The organism is Streptomyces sp. NPDC045026 (genome assembly GCF_056432625.1).
Genome location: NZ_JBWKIS010000001.1, coordinates 214,841 through 231,777 on the forward strand (window position 1 = coordinate 214,841; position 16,937 = coordinate 231,777).

The following is a 16,937-nucleotide window of genomic DNA, read 5'->3' on the forward strand; positions in this document are numbered from 1 at the left end:
GAACAGAGAACGGGTGGGGGGCGTCAGAAGGTGCGGTGGTTCGGGCGGGGGAGCGTCGCGGCGACCTCCCTCAAGTGCGCGTGCAGCCCGCGATGCGTCTCCCGTACCGGCAGCCACTCCTTGCGGAGCTTCGCCACGCAGGTGTAGTTCGTGTCGCAGACGTTGGCGAGCGGCGACTCGACGGTCTGCGAGGCGAACTGGTACGCGTCGAGCTCACTGAAGCCGTAGTCGCGCTCCAGCCAGCGCACCAGGTCGAGTTGGGATATCCGGAACGCGTCCTCCAGGGGCCGCGCCGACCCTGTCGAGATGATGTGCGTGTCGGACTCGATGCGCGGCCACGCAGTGGCGACGCCCTTGAGGAGCTCGACGATCACGACGGTCCGCATGGCGCACTCGACGGCGACTCCGCACGTCTCGCCCTCGCCCTGCCGCGCGTGCCCGTCGCCGAGGCTGAGCAGTGCGCCCTCGACATTCACCCCGAGATAGCAGGTGACGCCCGCGCGCATCTCCGGTGAGTCCATGTTGCCGCCGTGCGCGTCCGGGACGAGGGCCGAGCGGACCTCGAGGTTCGCCGGCGCCACGCCGACCGTTCCGTGCATGGGGTCCATCGGCAGCTCGACCTGGAGGTCGCTGTCGTGCGCCGTGAACCGGGCGGTGCGCCGCTCCCGGTCCAGGTGCCACATCCACACGACCTCGGGCAGTGGTGGCTGGAGCGTGGCCGTGGTGTGGGTGGACGTGAGCGCGCCGAAGAGCGGGACCGTCGTGGACGCCGCCCAGTCGCGGGCAGGCTCGACGGACACGAAGTGCACCGCGACCGTGTCACCCGGCTCGGCGCCCTCGATGTGGAAGGGCCCGGTCTGCGGGTTGAGGAACGGGAACTCGCACACCTGCGACACCAGGTCCTTCTCGGACCGTACCCGCCCGCCGAAACAGTCCTCCGTGTACAGGTCGAGGACGGTGCCCGGGGCGATTCTGGCTACGGGCGGCGCGCCGCCGAACGTGTAGGCGTACTCGCCCGGTTCGGGCCGCACGGTCAGGATCCGGGGGTCGTTCATCGCTGTGCTGCTCCGCTCTGCGAGGTGGGCGCGTCAGGGTCCGAACCGGGCTCAGGGTCCGAACCGGGGTCTGGGTCTGATCCCGGGTCCGCTTCGAGATCCGTTGCGTCGTCGTCGAGATGGACGCGTCCGGTCTCCGCCATACGCTCCGGATGGCGCCGCAGGAGCACCGCGAGCACCACGACCCCCGCGAGCATCCACACGGCGACGACCGGGCCCGCGTAGGACACCGGTGCGGTCAGCTTCGACACGAAGTCGAAGACCGGCAGGCCCGCGGCCGTCAGCAGTGCGGGTATGAACGCGACGATCCCGAGGAACGGGAGGACGAGGTGGCGCACAGGGCGCAGCTCGGGGCGGCCGCGGCGCAGGAAGTACCCGGCGCAGGCGAGGTTCGCCACGATGTACACGCCGATGATGACCGTGACGATGACCGTCGCCAGGAGCAGGAACGCCGTCACCGGGTCGTAGGCGAAACCGAGTCCGAGCATCGCCGCGACCGCGACGACGAACTGGACGGCGACGCCGGTGACGGGGGAGCGGCGCACCGGGTGCAGCCGCGCGAAGCCGCTCGGGAAGACGCCGATGCGGCCGAGAGCGAAGGCCGTGCGCGTGGAGACGGTGGCGCACGCGTTGGCGTTCGCGATCGTCGAGTTCACCACCGCCAGGAACACCAGGACCCAGAACAGGCCGAACGAGGCACGGGCCACGCCCTCCCACGAGGCGGCGCCCTCCGCCCCGAACGTGGCGAACTTGCCGGGCCCGAAGTACACCGACATCGCGTACGTCGTCAGCACGTAGAAGAGCCCGATCGCCAGGGCCGCCCCGAGGACCGCCCGGTGCATGGTGCGCCGCGGGTCGCGGGTCTCCTCGGCGAGGGGTGCCGCCGCCTCGAACCCGGCGAACGCCAGCACCGTGTACACGGAACCCGCAAAGACGCCGTTCCAGCCCTCGTGCCCCGGTGCCGTGTGCGAAGTGCCGAACACCGAAAGGGTGTTGTCGCTGCCCGCCTTCGAGATCAGCAGGATGGCGAAGGCGAGGAAGACGACGACTTCGAAGGCGCCGAGCACCGTCCCGAAGCGGGCCGACGCGCGCACTCCGAAGTAGCCCGCCACGGCGATGATCACGGCTCCGGCGAGCGACCACGGCCACCACAGGTCCGCGGGGTACGACGACCACTCCTGGTGCAGCGTCCCGGCGGTGGTGAAGCCCAGTTGCAGAAGGAGCAGAGGAGGCACAAGGGCCTCCACGAACACATAGCCCCAGCCGACGAGGAAACCCACGCTCGGATGGAGGCCGCGCGCGGCGTACGTCGATACGGAGCCGGCCGCGGGCAGTTCGCGGGCCAGCTCCGCCACGCACGACGCCGTGAACAGGCAGGCCACCAGCGCGATCAGCACGGACAGCGGCAGACTGCCGCCCGCGAACGCCGTACCCGCCGGGATCGACGCGGCGACCGCGGCCGCCGGCGCCATGGCCGTAATGCTCTGGAACAGGACCTCACGCAGCCCGATCGCCCCGCGCCGCAGCCCCGGACCGCTGTGATCGCTCACCCCCGACACCTGAATCCCCCGATCCACGTGAGTGCGCCACCGCGCCGAGGCGGTGGCGTCCCGCGTGAATTACGTTAAGGGCCTTGGCGGTTGGGGCGGAAGAGGGCGCGGCGCGCCTGTGGATAACTCGCCGGTTGTGAACAACCGCACGTCAGAGGTCCGAACCTCTGGCGCTTCCCGCGCCCGAGCCGGGGTTCCCACGGCCACCGGCGTCCTACGCGGCGGCCGCCACCGGATCGTCGAGCACCGCCCGCACCACCGAGTGCGCCGCACCCAGCAAGGGGCCGTCCGACCCCAGGCGCGACACCGTCACCCCGTCGGCCGGGGTCGCCATCCGGCGGGTCAACTCCCGCTCCAGTGTGGGCAGTAGCCACGGCGCCAGCCGCGAGAGCGCCCCGCCGAGCACGACGGCCCGAGGATCGAGGAGGTTCACCGCTCCGGTCAGTGCGATGCCCAGTGCGGTCCCGGCTCCGCGCAGGGCCCGCCGCGCATCCGTGTCCCCTGCCGCGGCGCGCTCGGCGAGCAGGCCCACCCGGTCCTCGCCGGGACCCAGGCCCGCCGCGCGCAGCACGGCCTCCTCGCCCGCGTACTGCTCCAGGCAGCCGCGCCCTCCGCAGGGACACGCCGGGCCCTCCGGGCGAACCGGAACGTGGCCCAACTCGCCGGCGAATCCACGGGTTCCGCGCAGCAGTTTGCCGTCGACGACAAGCGCCGCGCCGATGCCGATCTCGGCCGAGACGTGCAGGAAGTCGGCGGGGGTGTCCTCGCCGAGCCAGAACTCGGCGAGGGCCCCGAAGTTCGCCTCGTTGTCGACGCTCAGCGGCAGAACCGTCCGCGGCCCGGCCGGCGTCGGCAGCAGCGCGGACACCTCCGTGTCGTGCCAGTCCAGATTGGGCGCCCGGACCACCGTGTGAGTGCCGCGCGCGACCAGACCGGGCACGGCGACCGCGAGGCCCGCCGGGCGCAGCCCCTCCCGCTCGGCACGATCCGTCACCTCCCGGACCAGCACGGACAGTTCCTTCAGGACGGGCCCCGGCGCGCGCCCGCGGTTGGCGACGCGGCGCACGGCACGCGCGCGTACCTCGCCGCTCAGGTCGACCGCGCACGCCGCGAGATGGTCGACACCGACCTCGGCTCCGATTCCGGCCGGACCGCGACGGCTGACCACGAGCGCCGATCCGGGCCGCCCGACCCGGCCGGGCCGCTGCGGGCCGAGCTCCTCGATCAGACCCGACCGGATCAGCTCGTCGACGAGCGTCGAGACCGCGGCCCTGGTCAGCCCGATGCGCTGCGCGACCGTCGCCCGCGACAGCGGGCCGTCGGTGGCGACGGCGTGCATGACCCGCGAGAGGTTGCGCCGGCGCATGCCCTGCTGGGTGTCGGGCGTACCGGGCCGGGTCTCGTGCAGTGGTGCGGTCATGCCTCCGGACGCTCCCATGGGGTCGGGCCGGCGCACGGGGCCGCCGGCCTTCCTGGATCCTCGGCCGGCCGGGTGGTCAGCGCGGGCCCCTGTCCAGGAGCGGGGCCGCGTCGGAGAGTACCCCGGAGATCCGCGCCAGAGCCGCCGCGTCCTGTTCCACGGGATCGAGAACCGGGCCCTGCGCCGTGCCCCAGCGCCGCGCCACCGCCGCCGGATCCTCCCCGGTCAGCAGCGCTGCGGCCTGTGCCGCGGCGCCGAGCGCGACCAGCTCGCGCGCCTCGGGCACCTGCACGGCGCGGCCCGAGAGCCGTCGTACGGTCTGCTGCCAGGCCGTTCCCCGGGCGCCGCCCCCGATGAGCACCAGCGGCACCGACAGGTCGGCGTCGGCGTCGAGGACGAGGTCGAGCGCGCCCAGGAGCGCGTGGACCGCACCGTCGTATGCGGCCTGCAGGAGCTGGCCTCCCGTGGTGTCGTGCCGCAGTCCGTGCAACAGGCCTGAGGCGTTCGGCAGATCGGGTGTGCGCTCGCCGTCTAGATAGGGCAGCAGCGTGATGTCGCCGCCGGGTTCCACGGCCTCGCGGTCCAGGCCGAGCAGCGCGGCGACCCGGTCGACGGCCAGCGTGCAGTTCAGGGTGCACGCGAGCGGCAGCCAGTCGCCGCGTGCGTCGGCGAAGCCGGCGACGGTGCCGGTCGGGTCCGTGGGGCGGCGCCGCGACACCGCGTACACCGTGCCGGACGTGCCGAGGCTGAGGACCGGCGTGCCGGGCCGGAGCCCGAGGCCGAGCGCGGCCGCCGCGTTGTCGCCCGTGCCCGCGGCCACCAACGTTCCCTTGGAGAAGGGGAGTTCACCCGAGCCGTGGACCGTACCGGCCACCTCTCCGGGGCGCACGACCCGGGGGAGCAGCGCCGGATCGAGGCCCACGCGCGCGAGGATGTCGTCGTCGTACGACTCCGTGGCCGATGCCCACCAGCCGGTGCCCGAGGCGTCGCCCCGGTCCGTCGTGCCGTCGCCGGTCAGCCGCTGTGTGAGGTAGTCGTGCGGCAGCCGCACCGCGGCCGTGGCGCGTACGGCGTCCGGCTCGTGCTCGGCCAGCCATGCCCACTTGGTGACGGTGAACGAGGCTCCCGGCACGCTGCCCACCCGCTCGGCCCAGGCCTTGGGGCCGCCCGTCTCGTCGACGAGACGGCGGGCCTGGGGCGCGGAGCGCACGTCGTTCCAGAGCAGCGCGGGACGTACCGGCCGGCCCGCGGCGTCCAGCGTGACCAGGCCGTGCTGCTGGCCGCCGACCGACACCGCGGAGGCCCGGCGAGCCGCGTCACCGCACTGGCGCAGCGCCTCGCACAAGGCGGTCCACCACTGCTCGGGATCGCTCTCGCGGCCCGGCCCCGAGCTGACCGTGTGGGGCGCCTGGCCGCTCGCCACGACCGCGCCCGTGGCGGCGTCGACGACCAGGACCTTCGTGGACTGCGTGGAGCTGTCCACCCCGACGACGAGTGGTCCATCGGCTGATGACATCCGGCTCTCCCGTTCCCGACAAGACGATTCCGTGGCTGTCCGAGGTACATGTGCGAGAGAGCGTTCACGCAATGCTCTCCCGATATGCCTCTTCCCAGCGACGTGTCCGCATACTAATTTGTAAAGCGCCATGACGAAATAGGCGTGACTGACGAGGAGCCGCGACATGACGTACCGACCCACCCCCGACGACAAGTTCAGCTTCGGCCTGTGGACGGTCGGCTGGCAGGGGCGCGACCCCTTCGGCGACGCCACCCGCGCCGCCCTCGACCCGGCCGAGTCCGTGCGGCGCCTGGCCGACCTCGGCGCCTACGGAGTGACGTTCCACGACGACGACCTGATCCCCTTCGGGGCCTCGGACACCGAGCGCGAGTCACACGTCAAGCGCTTCCGGCAGGCCCTCGACGCCACCGGCCTGATCGTCCCGATGGCCACCACGAACCTCTTCACGCACCCCGTTTTCAAGGACGGCGCGTTCACCGCGAACGACCGCGACGTACGCCGGTACGCCCTGCGCAAGACCATCCGCAACATCGATCTCGCCGTCGAGCTCGGCGCGAAGACGTACGTCGCCTGGGGCGGCCGCGAGGGCGCCGAGTCGGGCGCCGCCAAGGACGTACGGGCCGCCCTCGACCGGATGAAGGAGGCCTTCGACCTGCTCGGCGAGTACGTCGTTCAGCAGGGCTACGACCTGAAGTTCGCGATCGAGCCGAAGCCGAACGAGCCGCGCGGCGACATCCTCCTGCCCACCGTCGGCCACGCCCTCGCGTTCATCGAGCGCCTGGAGCGGCCCGAGATGTACGGCGTGAACCCGGAGGTCGGCCACGAGCAGATGGCCGGGCTCAACTTCCCGCACGGCATCGCCCAGGCACTGTGGGCGGGCAAGCTCTTCCACATCGACCTCAACGGCCAGACCGGCATCAAGTACGACCAGGACCTCCGCTTCGGCGCGGGTGACCTACGGTCGGCGTTCTGGCTGGTGGACCTGCTGGAGACCGCCGGGTACGAGGGACCGCGTCACTTCGACTTCAAGCCGCCGCGCACCGAGGACTACGACGGGGTGTGGGCGTCGGCCGAGGGCTGCATGCGCAACTACCTGATCCTGCGCGAGCGTGCCGCCGCGTTCCGGGCCGACCCGGAGGTCCAGGAGGCACTGCGGGCCTCGCGGCTCGACGAGCTGGTGCAGCCCACGGCCGCCGACGGCCTGTCGGGGCTGCTCGCCGACGAGGCCGCCTTCGAGGGCTTCGACGTGGAGGCGGCCGCCGCGCGCGGGATGGCCTTCGAGCGCCTCGACCAGCTGGCGATGGACCACCTGCTGGCCGCACGCGGCTGAGTCGTCACGCGCGCGTGGAGCCCGATCGGCCACCCACGCGCGCGTGGTTCGCCCCGATCCCCGTGGCACCTATCCGCTCACGCCCCCACCCACACCGTGGTGACATTGCAGAACTCGCGGATTCCGTGGGCGGAGAGCTCTCGGCCGTACCCGGAGCGCTTGACGCCGCCGAAGGGGAAGGCCGGGTGTGAGGCTGTCATTCCGTTCACGTAGACGCCGCCCGCCTCGATGTCGCGGGCGAAGCGGTCGATCTCCGCTGCGTCGTGTGTCCACAGGTTGGAACTCAGCCCGAACGGTGTGTCGTTGGCCAGGGCCACGGCCTCGTCCAGGTCGACGACGCGGTACAGCGTGGCGACCGGCCCGAAGGTCTCCTCGCGGTGGATGCGCATCTCGTGCGTGATGTCGGTGATGACCGTCGGCTCGTAGTACCAGCCGCTCTTGGCGTACGCCTCGGGGCGCTGCCCGCCGCACAGCACCGTCGCGCCGCACTCCACGGCGTCGTCCACGAGCTCCTCCAGGTCGGCGCGGCCCTGCTCGCTGGCGAGCGGCCCGACGTCGGTGTTCTCGTCCATCGGGTCGCCGACCCGCAGGGCCCGCATCCCGGAGACGAACAGCTCGGCGAACTCGTCGTAGACGTCCGTATGCACGATGAACCGCTTCGCGGCGATGCAGGACTGCCCGTTGTTCTGTGCCCGCGCCGTCACCGCGACCTTCGCCGCCTTCACCACGTCGGCCGACGGCAGCACGACGAACGGGTCGCTGCCGCCGAGCTCAAGGACCGTCTTCTTGACCTCGTCGCCCGCGATCGAGGCGACGGAACGCCCCGCCGGCTCGCTTCCCGTCAGTGTCGCCGCCACGACCCGCTCGTCGCGGAGCACGCCCTCGACCGCGCGGGAGCCGATGAGCAGCGTCTGGAAGCACCCCTCCGGGAACCCGGCCCTGCGGAACAGGTCCTGGAGATACAGCGCCGTCTGAGGCACGTTCGACGCGTGTTTGAGCAGTCCTACGTTGCCTGCCATCAGGGCGGGCGCCGCGAACCGTACGACCTGCCACAGCGGGAAGTTCCACGGCATCACGGCGAGGACGACGCCCAGCGGCCGGTAGCGCACATGGGCGCTGACCGCGCCGGAGTCCTCCACGTCCTGGGCCGAGGGATGCTCGTCGGCGAGGAGCTCCTGGGCGTGCTCCGCGTACCAGCGCATCGCCTTCGCGCACTTCGCGGCCTCGGCGCGGGCCGCCACGACGGGCTTGCCCATCTCGGTGGTCATGACGCGCGCGATGTCGTCGCGGTCCGCGTCGAGCAGGTCCGCGGCGGCCAGGAGCAGCCGGGCCCGTTCGAAGAACGTGGTGGTGCGATAGGTGCGGAAGGTGCCGGCCGCGAGGAGGAGCCTGTGCTCGATCTCCTCGTCGGTCAGGGCGTCGTACGTCTTGAGCGTCTCGCCGTTCGCGGGGTTGACCGTCGCGATGGGCATGGGGGTGACCTCCTCTGCGCGGTGACTCGACCTTCCCGCGCCACGTCGTGCCGCGCAACGCGGACGGGCCGTGTACCCGGTGGCGCGGGCGTCAGACGTGCTCGGCGAGCCGGTCGAGGAAGACGGTCTGCGCCTGCACCACGAGGGCGCGCGCCGCGTCGAGACCGACCCAGGCCGCGCGGTCCAGCTCGGGGAACTCCGCCAGGCGCCCCGAGCCCTTCGGCCACTCCATCGTGAACGTGCCGGGAACGAAGCCGTCCAGATCGAGGTCACCCTCCACGGCCCACACGATGACGTGCTTGCCGCCGGACTGCACGGTGTCGCCGAGCGGCACCGGCGTGCCGTCCGGCGGCGCAAGACCCAGTTCCTCCTGGAACTCCCTGAGCGCCGCCGCCCACGGCTCCTCTTCGGAATCGTCGTATTCGCCCTTCGGCACGGTCCACGCCCCGGCGTCGCGCCGCGCCCAGAACGGGCCGCCCATGTGTCCGAGCAGCACCTCGACACCGGCGGCCGTGCGCCGGAACAGGAGCAGCCCCGCACTCTGCCTCTTGTACGCCATGGGACCAGTGTCGGCGCGCTACGGGTGATCGGCGCCCTGCGATGAGGGGGCGGGGTACCTCGCCCCCGACCGGGCGGCGACCGGGATGGCCGACGCCCGGGCGGGTGAGCGGATCAGGACGAGGAGTCGGGGGCCCGCCCGGACGTGCCGAGCGGGGATCAGGACGAGGAGTTCGAGGCCCGCCCGGACGTGCCCTGCGCCTCTGCCTCGGGGCCGGCCGGATCCCGCGCGTCCCGCGGTGCGGGCACGATCCCCGAGCCCGTGGTGACCGCCGCGGCCGGCGCGTCACCGCGATGCCGCCACTGCGAGACGCGCAGCGCGACCGGCTCGGTGAAGCGCGCCGTCAGCGGACCGACGATGACGAGGATCAGGACGTACGCGGTCGCCAGCGGGCCGAGCCGGGGTTCGATACCGGCCGTGACCGCCAGGCCCGCGATGACGATGGAGAACTCGCCCCGGGCCACGAGCGCGCCGCCCGCGCGCCAGCGGCCCTTGACGGAGATCTTCGCCCGCCGCGCCGCCCAGTAGCCCGTCGCTATCTTCGTGCAGGCCGTGACGACCGCGAGAGCGAGCGCGGGAAGCAGGACCGGCGGAATGCTCGCCGGGTCGGTGTGTAGGCCGAAGAAGACGAAGAACACGGCGGCGAACAGGTCGCGCAGCGGCAGCAGCAGCGAGTGGGCGCCCTCGGCGACCTCACCGGACAGGGCGATGCCGACGAGGAACGCGCCGACCGCCGCCGACACCTGGAGCTGCTGCGCGATCCCGGCGACCAGGATCGTCAGGCCGAGCACCACGAGGAGCAGCTTCTCCGGGTCGTCGCTGGAGACGAACCGGGAGATGAGCCGGCCGTAGCGCACGGCGAGGAACAGGACGAGGCCCGCCGCCCCGAGCGCGATGGCCAGGGTGACACCGCCCGCCGCCCAGCCGACACCGGCGAGCAGTGCCGTGATGATCGGCAGATAGACCGCCATCGCCAGGTCCTCGAGGACCAGGATGCTGAGGATCACCGGGGTCTCCCGGTTGCCGACCCGGCCGAGGTCGCCGAGCACCTTGGCGATCACGCCCGACGACGAGATCCAGGTGACACCGGCGAGGACGACGGCCGCCACCGGGCCCCAGCCCATGAGCAGCGCGGCCGCGGCGCCGGGCAGCGCGTTGAACGCGCAGTCGACGAGGCCCGCCGGGTACTGCGTCTTGAGGTTGCTGACGAGATCGCTGGCCGTGTACTCCAGGCCCAGCATCAGCAGGAGCAGGATGACGCCGATCTCGGCGCCGATCGCCACGAACTCCTCGCTCGCACCCAGCGGGAGCAGCCCGCCTTCGCCGAACGCGAGCCCCGCGAGGAGGTAGAGGGGGATGGGTGAGAACCGGAACCGCCCGGCGAATCTGCCCAGGAGGCCGAGCGCGAGGATGATCGCCCCGAACTCGATGAGGAACACCGCGGAATGCATCCGATCACTCCCTTCCGAGTATCGTCGCCGCCGCTTCCACGCCCTCGCGGGTGCCGATGACGATCACGGTGTCCCCGCCGGCGAGCCGGAAGTCGGGGGTGGGCGACGGGATCGCCTCGGCGCGCCGCAGCACGGCCACGATCGAGGCGCCGGTCTCGGTGCGCAGCTGCGTCTCGCCGAGCAGGCGCCCGTTCCAGTGCGAGGTCGTGCCGATCTCGATGCGCTCCGCGACCAGGCCGAGATCGGTGGTGTGCAGCAGGTTCGGGCTGTGGTGGGACGGCATCAGCGCGTCGATCAGCGCGGCCGCCTCACCGGACGTCAGCTTCAGCGACAGGTCGCAGGCGTCCGGGTCGTCGGTCCGGTAGGCGCTCAGGGTGCGCCCGCCGTCCCGGTGCGCGACCACCGACACCTGGCGTTGGTCGCGGGTGGTCAGGTCGTACCGGAAGCCGATCCCCGGCAGTGGTGTGCGGCTCAGACGTGAAGCGGGCACAGCTCTCCCCTTGTCCGTGCGTGTCCTGGGTGATGCATGGCGCCTGCATCTTCCGGGCGCCGGGTGTCACCCTATCGGCCCCAACATTTGGCAAAGAATCGGTCTTGATCACGGCGCCGGCCGCGTGGAGAGCACTGTTTCGACCGTGTCCGCCTCCGCCGCCGTCTTGTCCTCGCGGTACCGCACCACGCGCGCGAAGCGCAGTGTGACGCCGGCCGGGTAGCGGGTGGACTTCTGAAGGCCGTCGTAGGCGATCTCCACGACCAACTCGGGACGCACGGTGACGACATGGCCGTCGTCGCTCAGGGCCAGCTCCCGCAGTCGCTCCGTCTGCCAGGCGAGCAGCGCGTCGGTGAGCCCCTTGAACGTCTTGCCCAGCATCGCGAAGGAGCCGTCCGGCCTGCGGGCGCCGAGGTGGAGGTTCGACAGTTTGCCCGTGCGCCGGCCGTGCCCCCACTCGGCCGCGAGCACCACCAGGTCCAGGGTGTGTACGGGCTTCACCTTCAGCCAGGACGCGCCGCGCCGCCCCGCGCTGTACGGAGCGTCGAGCGCTTTGACGACGACGCCCTCGTGACCGCGGCGCAGGGTGTCGGCGAAGAACGCGTCGGCGGCCTCGCGGGCCGCTGCGTCCTCCCCGTCCGGTACGACGACACGGCGCACCCGCATCGTCTGAGGCACCAACCGCACGAGGCGCGCGTGGCGCTCGGCGAACGGCAGATCGAGCAGCTCGTCCCCGCCCGCGTACAAGACGTCGAAGAACACCGGCACCACGGGAACGGAACCCGCGGCCGTCGCCACGTCGACCCGCGAACCCACACGGCTCGCGATCTCCTGGAACGGGCGCGGCCGGCCGTCCCCGTCCAGCGCGATGACCTCCCCGTCGAGGATGAATCGGTCCCCGTCGAGCCTGGCAGCCGCGGCGGTGACCTCGGGCAGCCGGTCGGTGATGTCGTCGAGCGTGCGCGTGCAGACGCGCACGACGTCGCCGTCGCGGTGCACCTGTACGCGAATGCCGTCCAGCTTCTCCTCCACCGCGCACGCCCCGAGCTTGTCGACGGCCTCCCCGACCGAGGACGCGCTGTGCGCCAGCATCGGGAACACCGGGCGCCCGACGGTCAATTGGAACCGGCTCAGCGCGTCCGGGCCCCCGGCCAGCAGCGCCTGCGCCACCACCTGGAGCGAACCGCTCAGCATCACCGCGCGCCGCACCTCCTCCGGCGGCGCGCCGGTCGCCTGCGCCAGCCCCTCCAGGGCCACCGCGTCGAGCGCCCCCTGCCGCACCTCACCGGTGAGCAGCCCGAACAGGAACCGCTGTTCGTCCTCGGTCGCGGCACCCATCAACTCCCTGACGAGGCGGGTCCGTTCGGCCTGCGACCCCGCGCCGGCGACATCGCCCAGCGCGGTCAGCGCGGCGTCGACATCCTGCACCGTCAGCCGGGGCTGCGTGGCCGGCGCGACGGGATCGCGCAGCACCCGCCACCCGACGCCGAGCCGCCCCTGGGGGAGGCGTCCCGCCAGGTAAGGAATCACGATCGGTACGTCGTCAGGCTCCGCCGCCCGGAAGAGCTCGGCGAGCAGCGCGGTCTTTCGCGACCGCGCCTTGGTGGCCGCGACCTCCTGGGACACCTGTGCGAGCCGGGAGAACAGCATGCAGCCATCGTGCACCGGGTCGCGGTGCGCCGCACGAGGATACGGATGCTCGCCTATATCCCGCACTCCTCGAGGGATTCCTTCAGAGAACTCACCCTTCACGGTCTATCTCTGCCCCTGGGGAAGTCTGTTCCGCGATGCGAGACCGGCGCGGAGAATTCTTGACTGGCCCGACTCGCCCCTGGTTGGATCGGTGGCATGAACACGAGACTGGACCTCACGCGGCGACGCCATGTCGACCTCGCGCGCGTCTCCAGCTCCTTCTGTTGCCGCGCCCTCTGACGAGCCACCCGCGCCCCGGCGGCCAGGCCGCCTCCGCGACGACCGCCGCCGTCGAACCTCCACCGTGCCGATCGACTTCCGCACGGCTTCACCACATCGCACTGAACCGCACCGCGTATTCGGCATGCGCGAATTCCTGAATTTCGGCACTCCTGCGTTTCCTGCGTTCGCGCCTTTCGCAGTGCCTGTATTCCGCGTGCCGAATTCCAGCCCGAAGGGTCCCGTCATGGCCACCGTCCTCTCCATTTCCGGCAGTCCCTCCGCCACCTCCCGCACGGCACGACTCCTGCGCCATCTCGACACGCGGCTCGAAGCGCAGGGCCACGAGGTCCTGGCCCTCGACGTCCGCACCCTGCCCGCCGAGGCGCTCCTCGGAGCGGACTTCGCCCACCCGGCCATCGTCGAGGCGACCGAGCTGCTCGCCCGCGCCGACGGCGTCGTCGTCGCGACGCCCGTCTACAAAGCCGCGTACTCCGGACTCCTCAAGGCGCTGCTCGACCTGCTGCCGCAGTACGGACTCGCCGGCAAGACCGTGCTGCCGCTCGCCACCGGCGGCACCACCGCCCATGTCCTCGCCCTCGACTACGCGCTGCGGCCCGTCCTCAACTCCATGGGCGCCGACCACATCGTCCAGGGGTGGTTCACCCTCGACAAGGACATCACCGTCGCCCCGGACGGCGCGGTCAGTGTCGCGCCGGGGTCGGCAGAAGCGCTCGGCCGAGTCGTCGACCAGTTCTCCGGCGCACTCACGCACACCGCGCGGCCCCTGCTCGCCGCGGCGAGCTGACCGGCCAACCCCCGGCCTGTCACGGCCTGTTGTCACCAGTCCCACCCCTGCGCGATCGGAGTCCGCCCGTGTCCCTCACCTTCCACTGGTTCCTGCCGACCAACGGCGACAGCCGCCACGTCGTCGGCGGTGGCCATGGCACACCCGTGACCGCGGCGGGCGGCGACCGGCCCCCGTCCATCGGCTATCTCACGCAGATCGCCCGCGCTGCCGAGGACCTCGGCTTCGTCGGCGCGCTGACCCCCACCGGCGCCTGGTGCGAGGACGCGTGGCTGACCACCGCCATGCTCAGCCAGCAGACCGAGCGTCTGAAGTTCCTCGTCGCGTTCCGGCCCGGCTTCGTCTCGCCCACGCTCGCCGCACAGATGGCGTCCACGTACCAGCGCCAGACCGGCGGCAGGCTTCTCCTGAACGTCGTGACGGGCGGCGAGAGCCGCGAGCAGCGGGCCTACGGCGACTTCCTCGACAAGGACGCCCGGTACGCGCGCACCGGTGAATTCCTGGAGATCGTCAGGGGGTTGTGGGCCGGCGACACCGTCGACCTGTCGGGCGAACACCTCCAGGTGCAGGACGCCCGGCTTGCCCGGCTGCCCGACCCGGTCCCCGAGGTCTACTTCGGCGGCTCCTCGCCCGTCGCGGGGGAGATCGCGGCGCGGCACAGCGACGTCTACCTCACGTGGGGCGAGCCGCCCGCCCAGGTCGCCGAGAAGATCGCCTGGATCCGCGGGCTCGCCGAGAAGGAAGGCCGCACCGTCCGGTTCGGGATCCGGCTGCACGTCATCACGCGCGACACCTCGGAGCAGGCCTGGGCGGAGGCCGACCGCCTCCTTCAGGGCTTCGACCCGGCCACCGTCAGGTCCGTTCAGGAGGGGCTGGCGCGCAGCGAGTCCGAGGGCCAGCGGCGCATGCTCGCCCTGCACGGCGGAAGCTCCGACAGGCTGGAGATCCACCCCAACGTGTGGGCCGGCATCGGCCTCGTGCGCGGCGGCGCAGGCACCGCGCTGGTCGGCAGCCATGATGAGGTCGCCGACCGCGTCGAGGAGTACCACCGCCTCGGCATCGACGAGTTCGTGCTCTCCGGATACCCGCATCTGGAGGAGGCGTACTGGTTCGGAGAGGGCGTCCTGCCGCGGCTGCAGGCCCGTGGCCTGTGGGCACATCCGCACAAGGAACCGGCAGCGCCGACGGCACCCCAGGTCCCGTTCGGGAGCTGAGCCGGAGCCGGGCCGCAAGCCCTGCCGCGCGGCCGGGAGCTACGGGACCTTCCCCTGGTCCTGCTCATGCGGACCGGGCTCCAACGCCGGTGCCGCCACACCCAGATGCGAGCGGCACTGAGGCTTGGGCGCCTCCTCCAGCCGCGGCCGGACCGCCGCCGGACGGATGAACACGACGGCCGTCGCCGACCCCAGCGCGAACAGCAGGGCGCACCCCATGGCCGCCCGGTGGAACGACGTGTTGACGGAGTCCGGCTGCGTGTACGCGTCCCCGGACAGCCCGACCGCCAGCGGCAGCGCCGCCACCACGAGGAGCTGCGCGACGCGGGCCGCCGTGTTGTTGACGCCGCTCGCGAGCCCGGCGTGGGCCGGCTCGACCGACGCCAGGACCGTCGCCGTCAGCGGCGCGACGAACACACTCATACCCAGGCCGAGGACGGCCACCGCGGGCAGCACATCGGCCACGTACGACGAACCGGGCTCGATCCGCAGCATCAGGAGCAGGCCCACCGCCGAGATCAGCGGCCCGGCGACCAGGGGCGGCGTCGGCCCGACACGGCGCGCGAGATCGCCCGCGCGCGCGGAGAGGAGCAGCATCAGCACGGTGATCGGCAGAGTCGCGATACCCGCCTCCAGCGCGCTGTAGCCGAGCGCGATCTGGAGCTGTACGGGCAGCAGGAAAAGGATGCCGCCGATTGCCGCGTACAGGCACAGCGTCATCGCGTTGGCCGCGCTGAACAGCCGGGAACGGAACAGTGAGGGCGGCAGCATCGGCTCCGCGCGCCGGTGCTCCACGACAACGAATGCGATGCCGGCGGCGACACCGAGCACGGCGGGCAGCGCCGTCGACACGGCGGACGCGCCGCCGGACGACCCGATGAGCGCGTAACTGATGCCCACCAGGCACAGGGCGGCGAGCGAGGCCCCCGCCACGTCGAAGCGGCTCCCGGCGACGTCGGTCTCACGGCTCTCCGGCACGTGCCGCACCGCGATCAACAGCACGATCACGGCCAGCGGCACATTGATCAGGAAGATCCACCGCCAGCCGGGGCCGTCGATCAGATACCCGCCGAGGAACGGTCCGAGCGCGCCCGCCACACCGGTGAGCCCCGACCAGGCGCCCACGGCCCGCGACTGGTCGTCGGGGTGGAACGAGGACCGTACGAGGGCCAGCGACCCGGGCGTCAGGAGCGCACCGCCGACACCCTGGAGCGCGCGGGCGGCGATGAGTACCCCTTGGTCGGGGGCGAGCCCGCACAGCGCCGACGCGACCGCGAACCAGGCCACGCCGAGTATGAGTGTGCGCCGCCGCCCGATCCGGTCGCCGAGCGCCCCGCCCCACAGGAGCAGGGCGGACAGCGTCAGCATGTACGCGTTCACGACCCACTGGAGGCTCGACAGGGAGGCTCCGAGGTCGCGCCCGATCGTCGGCAGGGCGACGTTCACCACCGTGCCGTCGAGCATCGCCATTCCGGAAGCCAGGACGACACAGGCCAGGATCCAGCGGCCCCTCGCGGAGGAGAGCCGGATTCCGGGAGTGGACTCGACGGGTTCGGGCGTCATCGCAGCCATTGTCGTGGATGCGGGGGAGCGGCGCGAGACCGCGCCGTCCTCGCCCCCGCACCCCCGACGCTCCCGAGGCGAGCGCCGCGTAACCCCTACCGCGGAAGGCTGGCCTCGATCGCGGCGATCACCTCGGGGGCGTCCGGCACCACCTGCGGCGAGAAGCGGGCGACGACCTCACCCTTGGGAGAAAGCACGAACTTCTCGAAGTTCCAGCGGATGTCCCCGTCGTGTCCCTCCGCGTCAGCGGTGGTGACCAGGCGCTCGTACAGCGGGTGGCGCGCCTCGCCGTTCACCTCGACCTTCTCGGTCATCGGGAACGTCACGCCGTACGTCGCCGAGCAGAACTCGGCGATCTCCTCGGCGCTGCCGGGCTCCTGGCCCATGAACTGGTTGCAGGGGACCCCGAGCACGCTGAAGCCGCGGCTCGCGTACTCGGCGTGGAGCTGCTCCAGGGCCGCGTACTGCGGGGTGAGGCCGCACTTCGAGGCCACATTGACGATGAGGACGGCCTTGCCCTCGTACTGGGGGAGGTCGGCGGGGCCGCCCTGGAGGGCGGCGATCTCGACATTCTCGTAGACAGACATGCTTCGGA

General features: G+C 72.1%; 15 protein-coding genes. 4 read left to right on the top strand and 11 right to left on the bottom strand.

The window, feature by feature from the left end; genetic code table 11:
• Positions 1-23: 23 nt before the first annotated feature.
• The 4 genes from AC07EJ_RS00935 to xylB all read right to left on the bottom strand — a co-directional run bounded on the left by AC07EJ_RS00935 (position 24) and on the right by xylB (position 5,541).
• Positions 24-1,055, bottom strand: a complete 1,032-nt coding sequence (locus AC07EJ_RS00935; RefSeq protein ID WP_478883458.1) for an acetamidase/formamidase family protein — start codon at positions 1,053-1,055, stop codon at positions 24-26.
• Positions 1,052-2,605, bottom strand: a complete 1,554-nt coding sequence (locus tag AC07EJ_RS00940; RefSeq protein ID WP_389478757.1) for an APC family permease — start codon at positions 2,603-2,605, stop codon at positions 1,052-1,054. The genes AC07EJ_RS00935 and AC07EJ_RS00940 overlap by 4 nt, the downstream gene beginning before the upstream one ends.
• A 214-nt stretch (positions 2,606-2,819) precedes the next feature.
• The gene (locus tag AC07EJ_RS00945) at positions 2,820-4,025 is read right to left on the bottom strand and encodes an ROK family protein (RefSeq protein ID WP_478883459.1); all 1,206 of its coding nucleotides are present in this window, start codon (positions 4,023-4,025) and stop codon (positions 2,820-2,822) included.
• A 76-nt stretch (positions 4,026-4,101) separates the two neighbouring features.
• Positions 4,102-5,541 (bottom strand): xylulokinase, encoded by a 1,440-nt coding sequence (xylB, locus tag AC07EJ_RS00950; RefSeq protein WP_478883460.1) that lies wholly within the window; start codon positions 5,539-5,541, stop codon positions 4,102-4,104.
• Positions 5,542-5,707: 166 nt separating this feature from the next.
• On the opposite strand from xylB, the gene xylA reads away from it, so the two are divergent.
• Positions 5,708-6,874 carry a xylose isomerase gene (xylA, locus tag AC07EJ_RS00955; protein ID WP_393581303.1) on the top strand — a complete coding sequence of 389 codons (1,167 nt, stop codon included), beginning with the start codon at positions 5,708-5,710 and terminating at the stop codon, positions 6,872-6,874.
• 77 nt (positions 6,875-6,951) lie between these two features.
• Here the strand turns inward: xylA and AC07EJ_RS00960 are convergent, their stop codons facing one another.
• The 5 genes from AC07EJ_RS00960 to AC07EJ_RS00980 form a co-directional block, all read right to left on the bottom strand.
• On the bottom strand, positions 6,952-8,346 hold the full coding sequence (locus AC07EJ_RS00960) for an NADP-dependent succinic semialdehyde dehydrogenase (RefSeq protein ID WP_389478761.1): 1,395 nt from the start codon (positions 8,344-8,346) through the stop codon (positions 6,952-6,954).
• Positions 8,347-8,437: 91 nt separating this feature from the next.
• Complete coding sequence (locus AC07EJ_RS00965; protein ID WP_393581299.1) at positions 8,438-8,905, bottom strand: NUDIX hydrolase; 468 nt, start codon at positions 8,903-8,905, stop codon at positions 8,438-8,440.
• A 158-nt stretch (positions 8,906-9,063) separates the two neighbouring features.
• On the bottom strand, positions 9,064-10,356 hold the full coding sequence (locus AC07EJ_RS00970) for a cation:proton antiporter (protein ID WP_478883461.1): 1,293 nt from the start codon (positions 10,354-10,356) through the stop codon (positions 9,064-9,066).
• Positions 10,357-10,360: 4 nt separating this feature from the next.
• The gene (locus AC07EJ_RS00975; protein WP_389478764.1) at positions 10,361-10,846 is read right to left on the bottom strand and encodes a cation:proton antiporter regulatory subunit; all 486 of its coding nucleotides are present in this window, start codon (positions 10,844-10,846) and stop codon (positions 10,361-10,363) included.
• A 108-nt stretch (positions 10,847-10,954) separates the two neighbouring features.
• Positions 10,955-12,496 (bottom strand): ATP-dependent DNA ligase, encoded by a 1,542-nt coding sequence (locus tag AC07EJ_RS00980; RefSeq protein ID WP_389478765.1) that lies wholly within the window; start codon positions 12,494-12,496, stop codon positions 10,955-10,957.
• 198 nt (positions 12,497-12,694) lie between these two features.
• Between AC07EJ_RS00980 and AC07EJ_RS00985 the strand changes: the two genes are divergently transcribed.
• From AC07EJ_RS00985 to AC07EJ_RS00995, 3 genes are all read left to right on the top strand, one after another.
• The gene (locus AC07EJ_RS00985; RefSeq protein WP_351255852.1) at positions 12,695-12,778 is read left to right on the top strand and encodes a putative leader peptide; all 84 of its coding nucleotides are present in this window, start codon (positions 12,695-12,697) and stop codon (positions 12,776-12,778) included.
• Positions 12,779-13,004: 226 nt separating this feature from the next.
• Positions 13,005-13,565 carry an NADPH-dependent FMN reductase gene (gene ssuE, locus AC07EJ_RS00990; protein WP_389478766.1) on the top strand — a complete coding sequence of 187 codons (561 nt, stop codon included), beginning with the start codon at positions 13,005-13,007 and terminating at the stop codon, positions 13,563-13,565.
• A 68-nt stretch (positions 13,566-13,633) separates the two neighbouring features.
• Entirely contained in the window at positions 13,634-14,779 is a 1,146-nt protein-coding gene (locus tag AC07EJ_RS00995; protein WP_478883462.1) for an LLM class flavin-dependent oxidoreductase, read from the top strand.
• Between the two features lie 39 nt (positions 14,780-14,818).
• Here AC07EJ_RS00995 and AC07EJ_RS01000 read toward each other — a convergent pair whose 3' ends face one another.
• Both AC07EJ_RS01000 and AC07EJ_RS01005 read right to left on the bottom strand, forming a co-directional pair.
• Positions 14,819-16,342 carry an MFS transporter gene (locus AC07EJ_RS01000; protein ID WP_389478768.1) on the bottom strand — a complete coding sequence of 508 codons (1,524 nt, stop codon included), beginning with the start codon at positions 16,340-16,342 and terminating at the stop codon, positions 14,819-14,821.
• Between the two features lie 95 nt (positions 16,343-16,437).
• Positions 16,438-16,929 (bottom strand): glutathione peroxidase, encoded by a 492-nt coding sequence (locus tag AC07EJ_RS01005; RefSeq protein ID WP_389478769.1) that lies wholly within the window; start codon positions 16,927-16,929, stop codon positions 16,438-16,440.
• Positions 16,930-16,937 lie beyond the last annotated feature (8 nt).

Excerpts from the sequence above, each read along its gene's own strand:
- AC07EJ_RS00935 (WP_478883458.1), bottom strand. The coding sequence starts at position 1,055 with ATGAACGACCCCCGGATCCTGACCGTGCGGCCCGAACCGGGCGAGTAC.
- AC07EJ_RS00945 (WP_478883459.1), bottom strand. The coding sequence starts at position 4,025 with ATGACCGCACCACTGCACGAGACCCGGCCCGGTACGCCCGACACCCAG.
- xylB (WP_478883460.1), bottom strand. The coding sequence starts at position 5,541 with ATGTCATCAGCCGATGGACCACTCGTCGTCGGGGTGGACAGCTCCACG.
- xylA (WP_393581303.1), top strand. The coding sequence starts at position 5,708 with ATGACGTACCGACCCACCCCCGACGACAAGTTCAGCTTCGGCCTGTGG.
- AC07EJ_RS00960 (WP_389478761.1), bottom strand. The coding sequence starts at position 8,346 with ATGCCCATCGCGACGGTCAACCCCGCGAACGGCGAGACGCTCAAGACG.
- AC07EJ_RS00965 (WP_393581299.1), bottom strand. The coding sequence starts at position 8,905 with ATGGCGTACAAGAGGCAGAGTGCGGGGCTGCTCCTGTTCCGGCGCACG.
- AC07EJ_RS00970 (WP_478883461.1), bottom strand. The coding sequence starts at position 10,356 with ATGCATTCCGCGGTGTTCCTCATCGAGTTCGGGGCGATCATCCTCGCG.
- AC07EJ_RS00980 (WP_389478765.1), bottom strand. The coding sequence starts at position 12,496 with ATGCTGTTCTCCCGGCTCGCACAGGTGTCCCAGGAGGTCGCGGCCACC.
- AC07EJ_RS00985 (WP_351255852.1), top strand. The coding sequence starts at position 12,695 with ATGAACACGAGACTGGACCTCACGCGGCGACGCCATGTCGACCTCGCG.
- ssuE (WP_389478766.1), top strand. The coding sequence starts at position 13,005 with ATGGCCACCGTCCTCTCCATTTCCGGCAGTCCCTCCGCCACCTCCCGC.
- AC07EJ_RS01000 (WP_389478768.1), bottom strand. The coding sequence starts at position 16,342 with ATGACGCCCGAACCCGTCGAGTCCACTCCCGGAATCCGGCTCTCCTCC.
- AC07EJ_RS01005 (WP_389478769.1), bottom strand. The coding sequence starts at position 16,929 with ATGTCTGTCTACGAGAATGTCGAGATCGCCGCCCTCCAGGGCGGCCCC.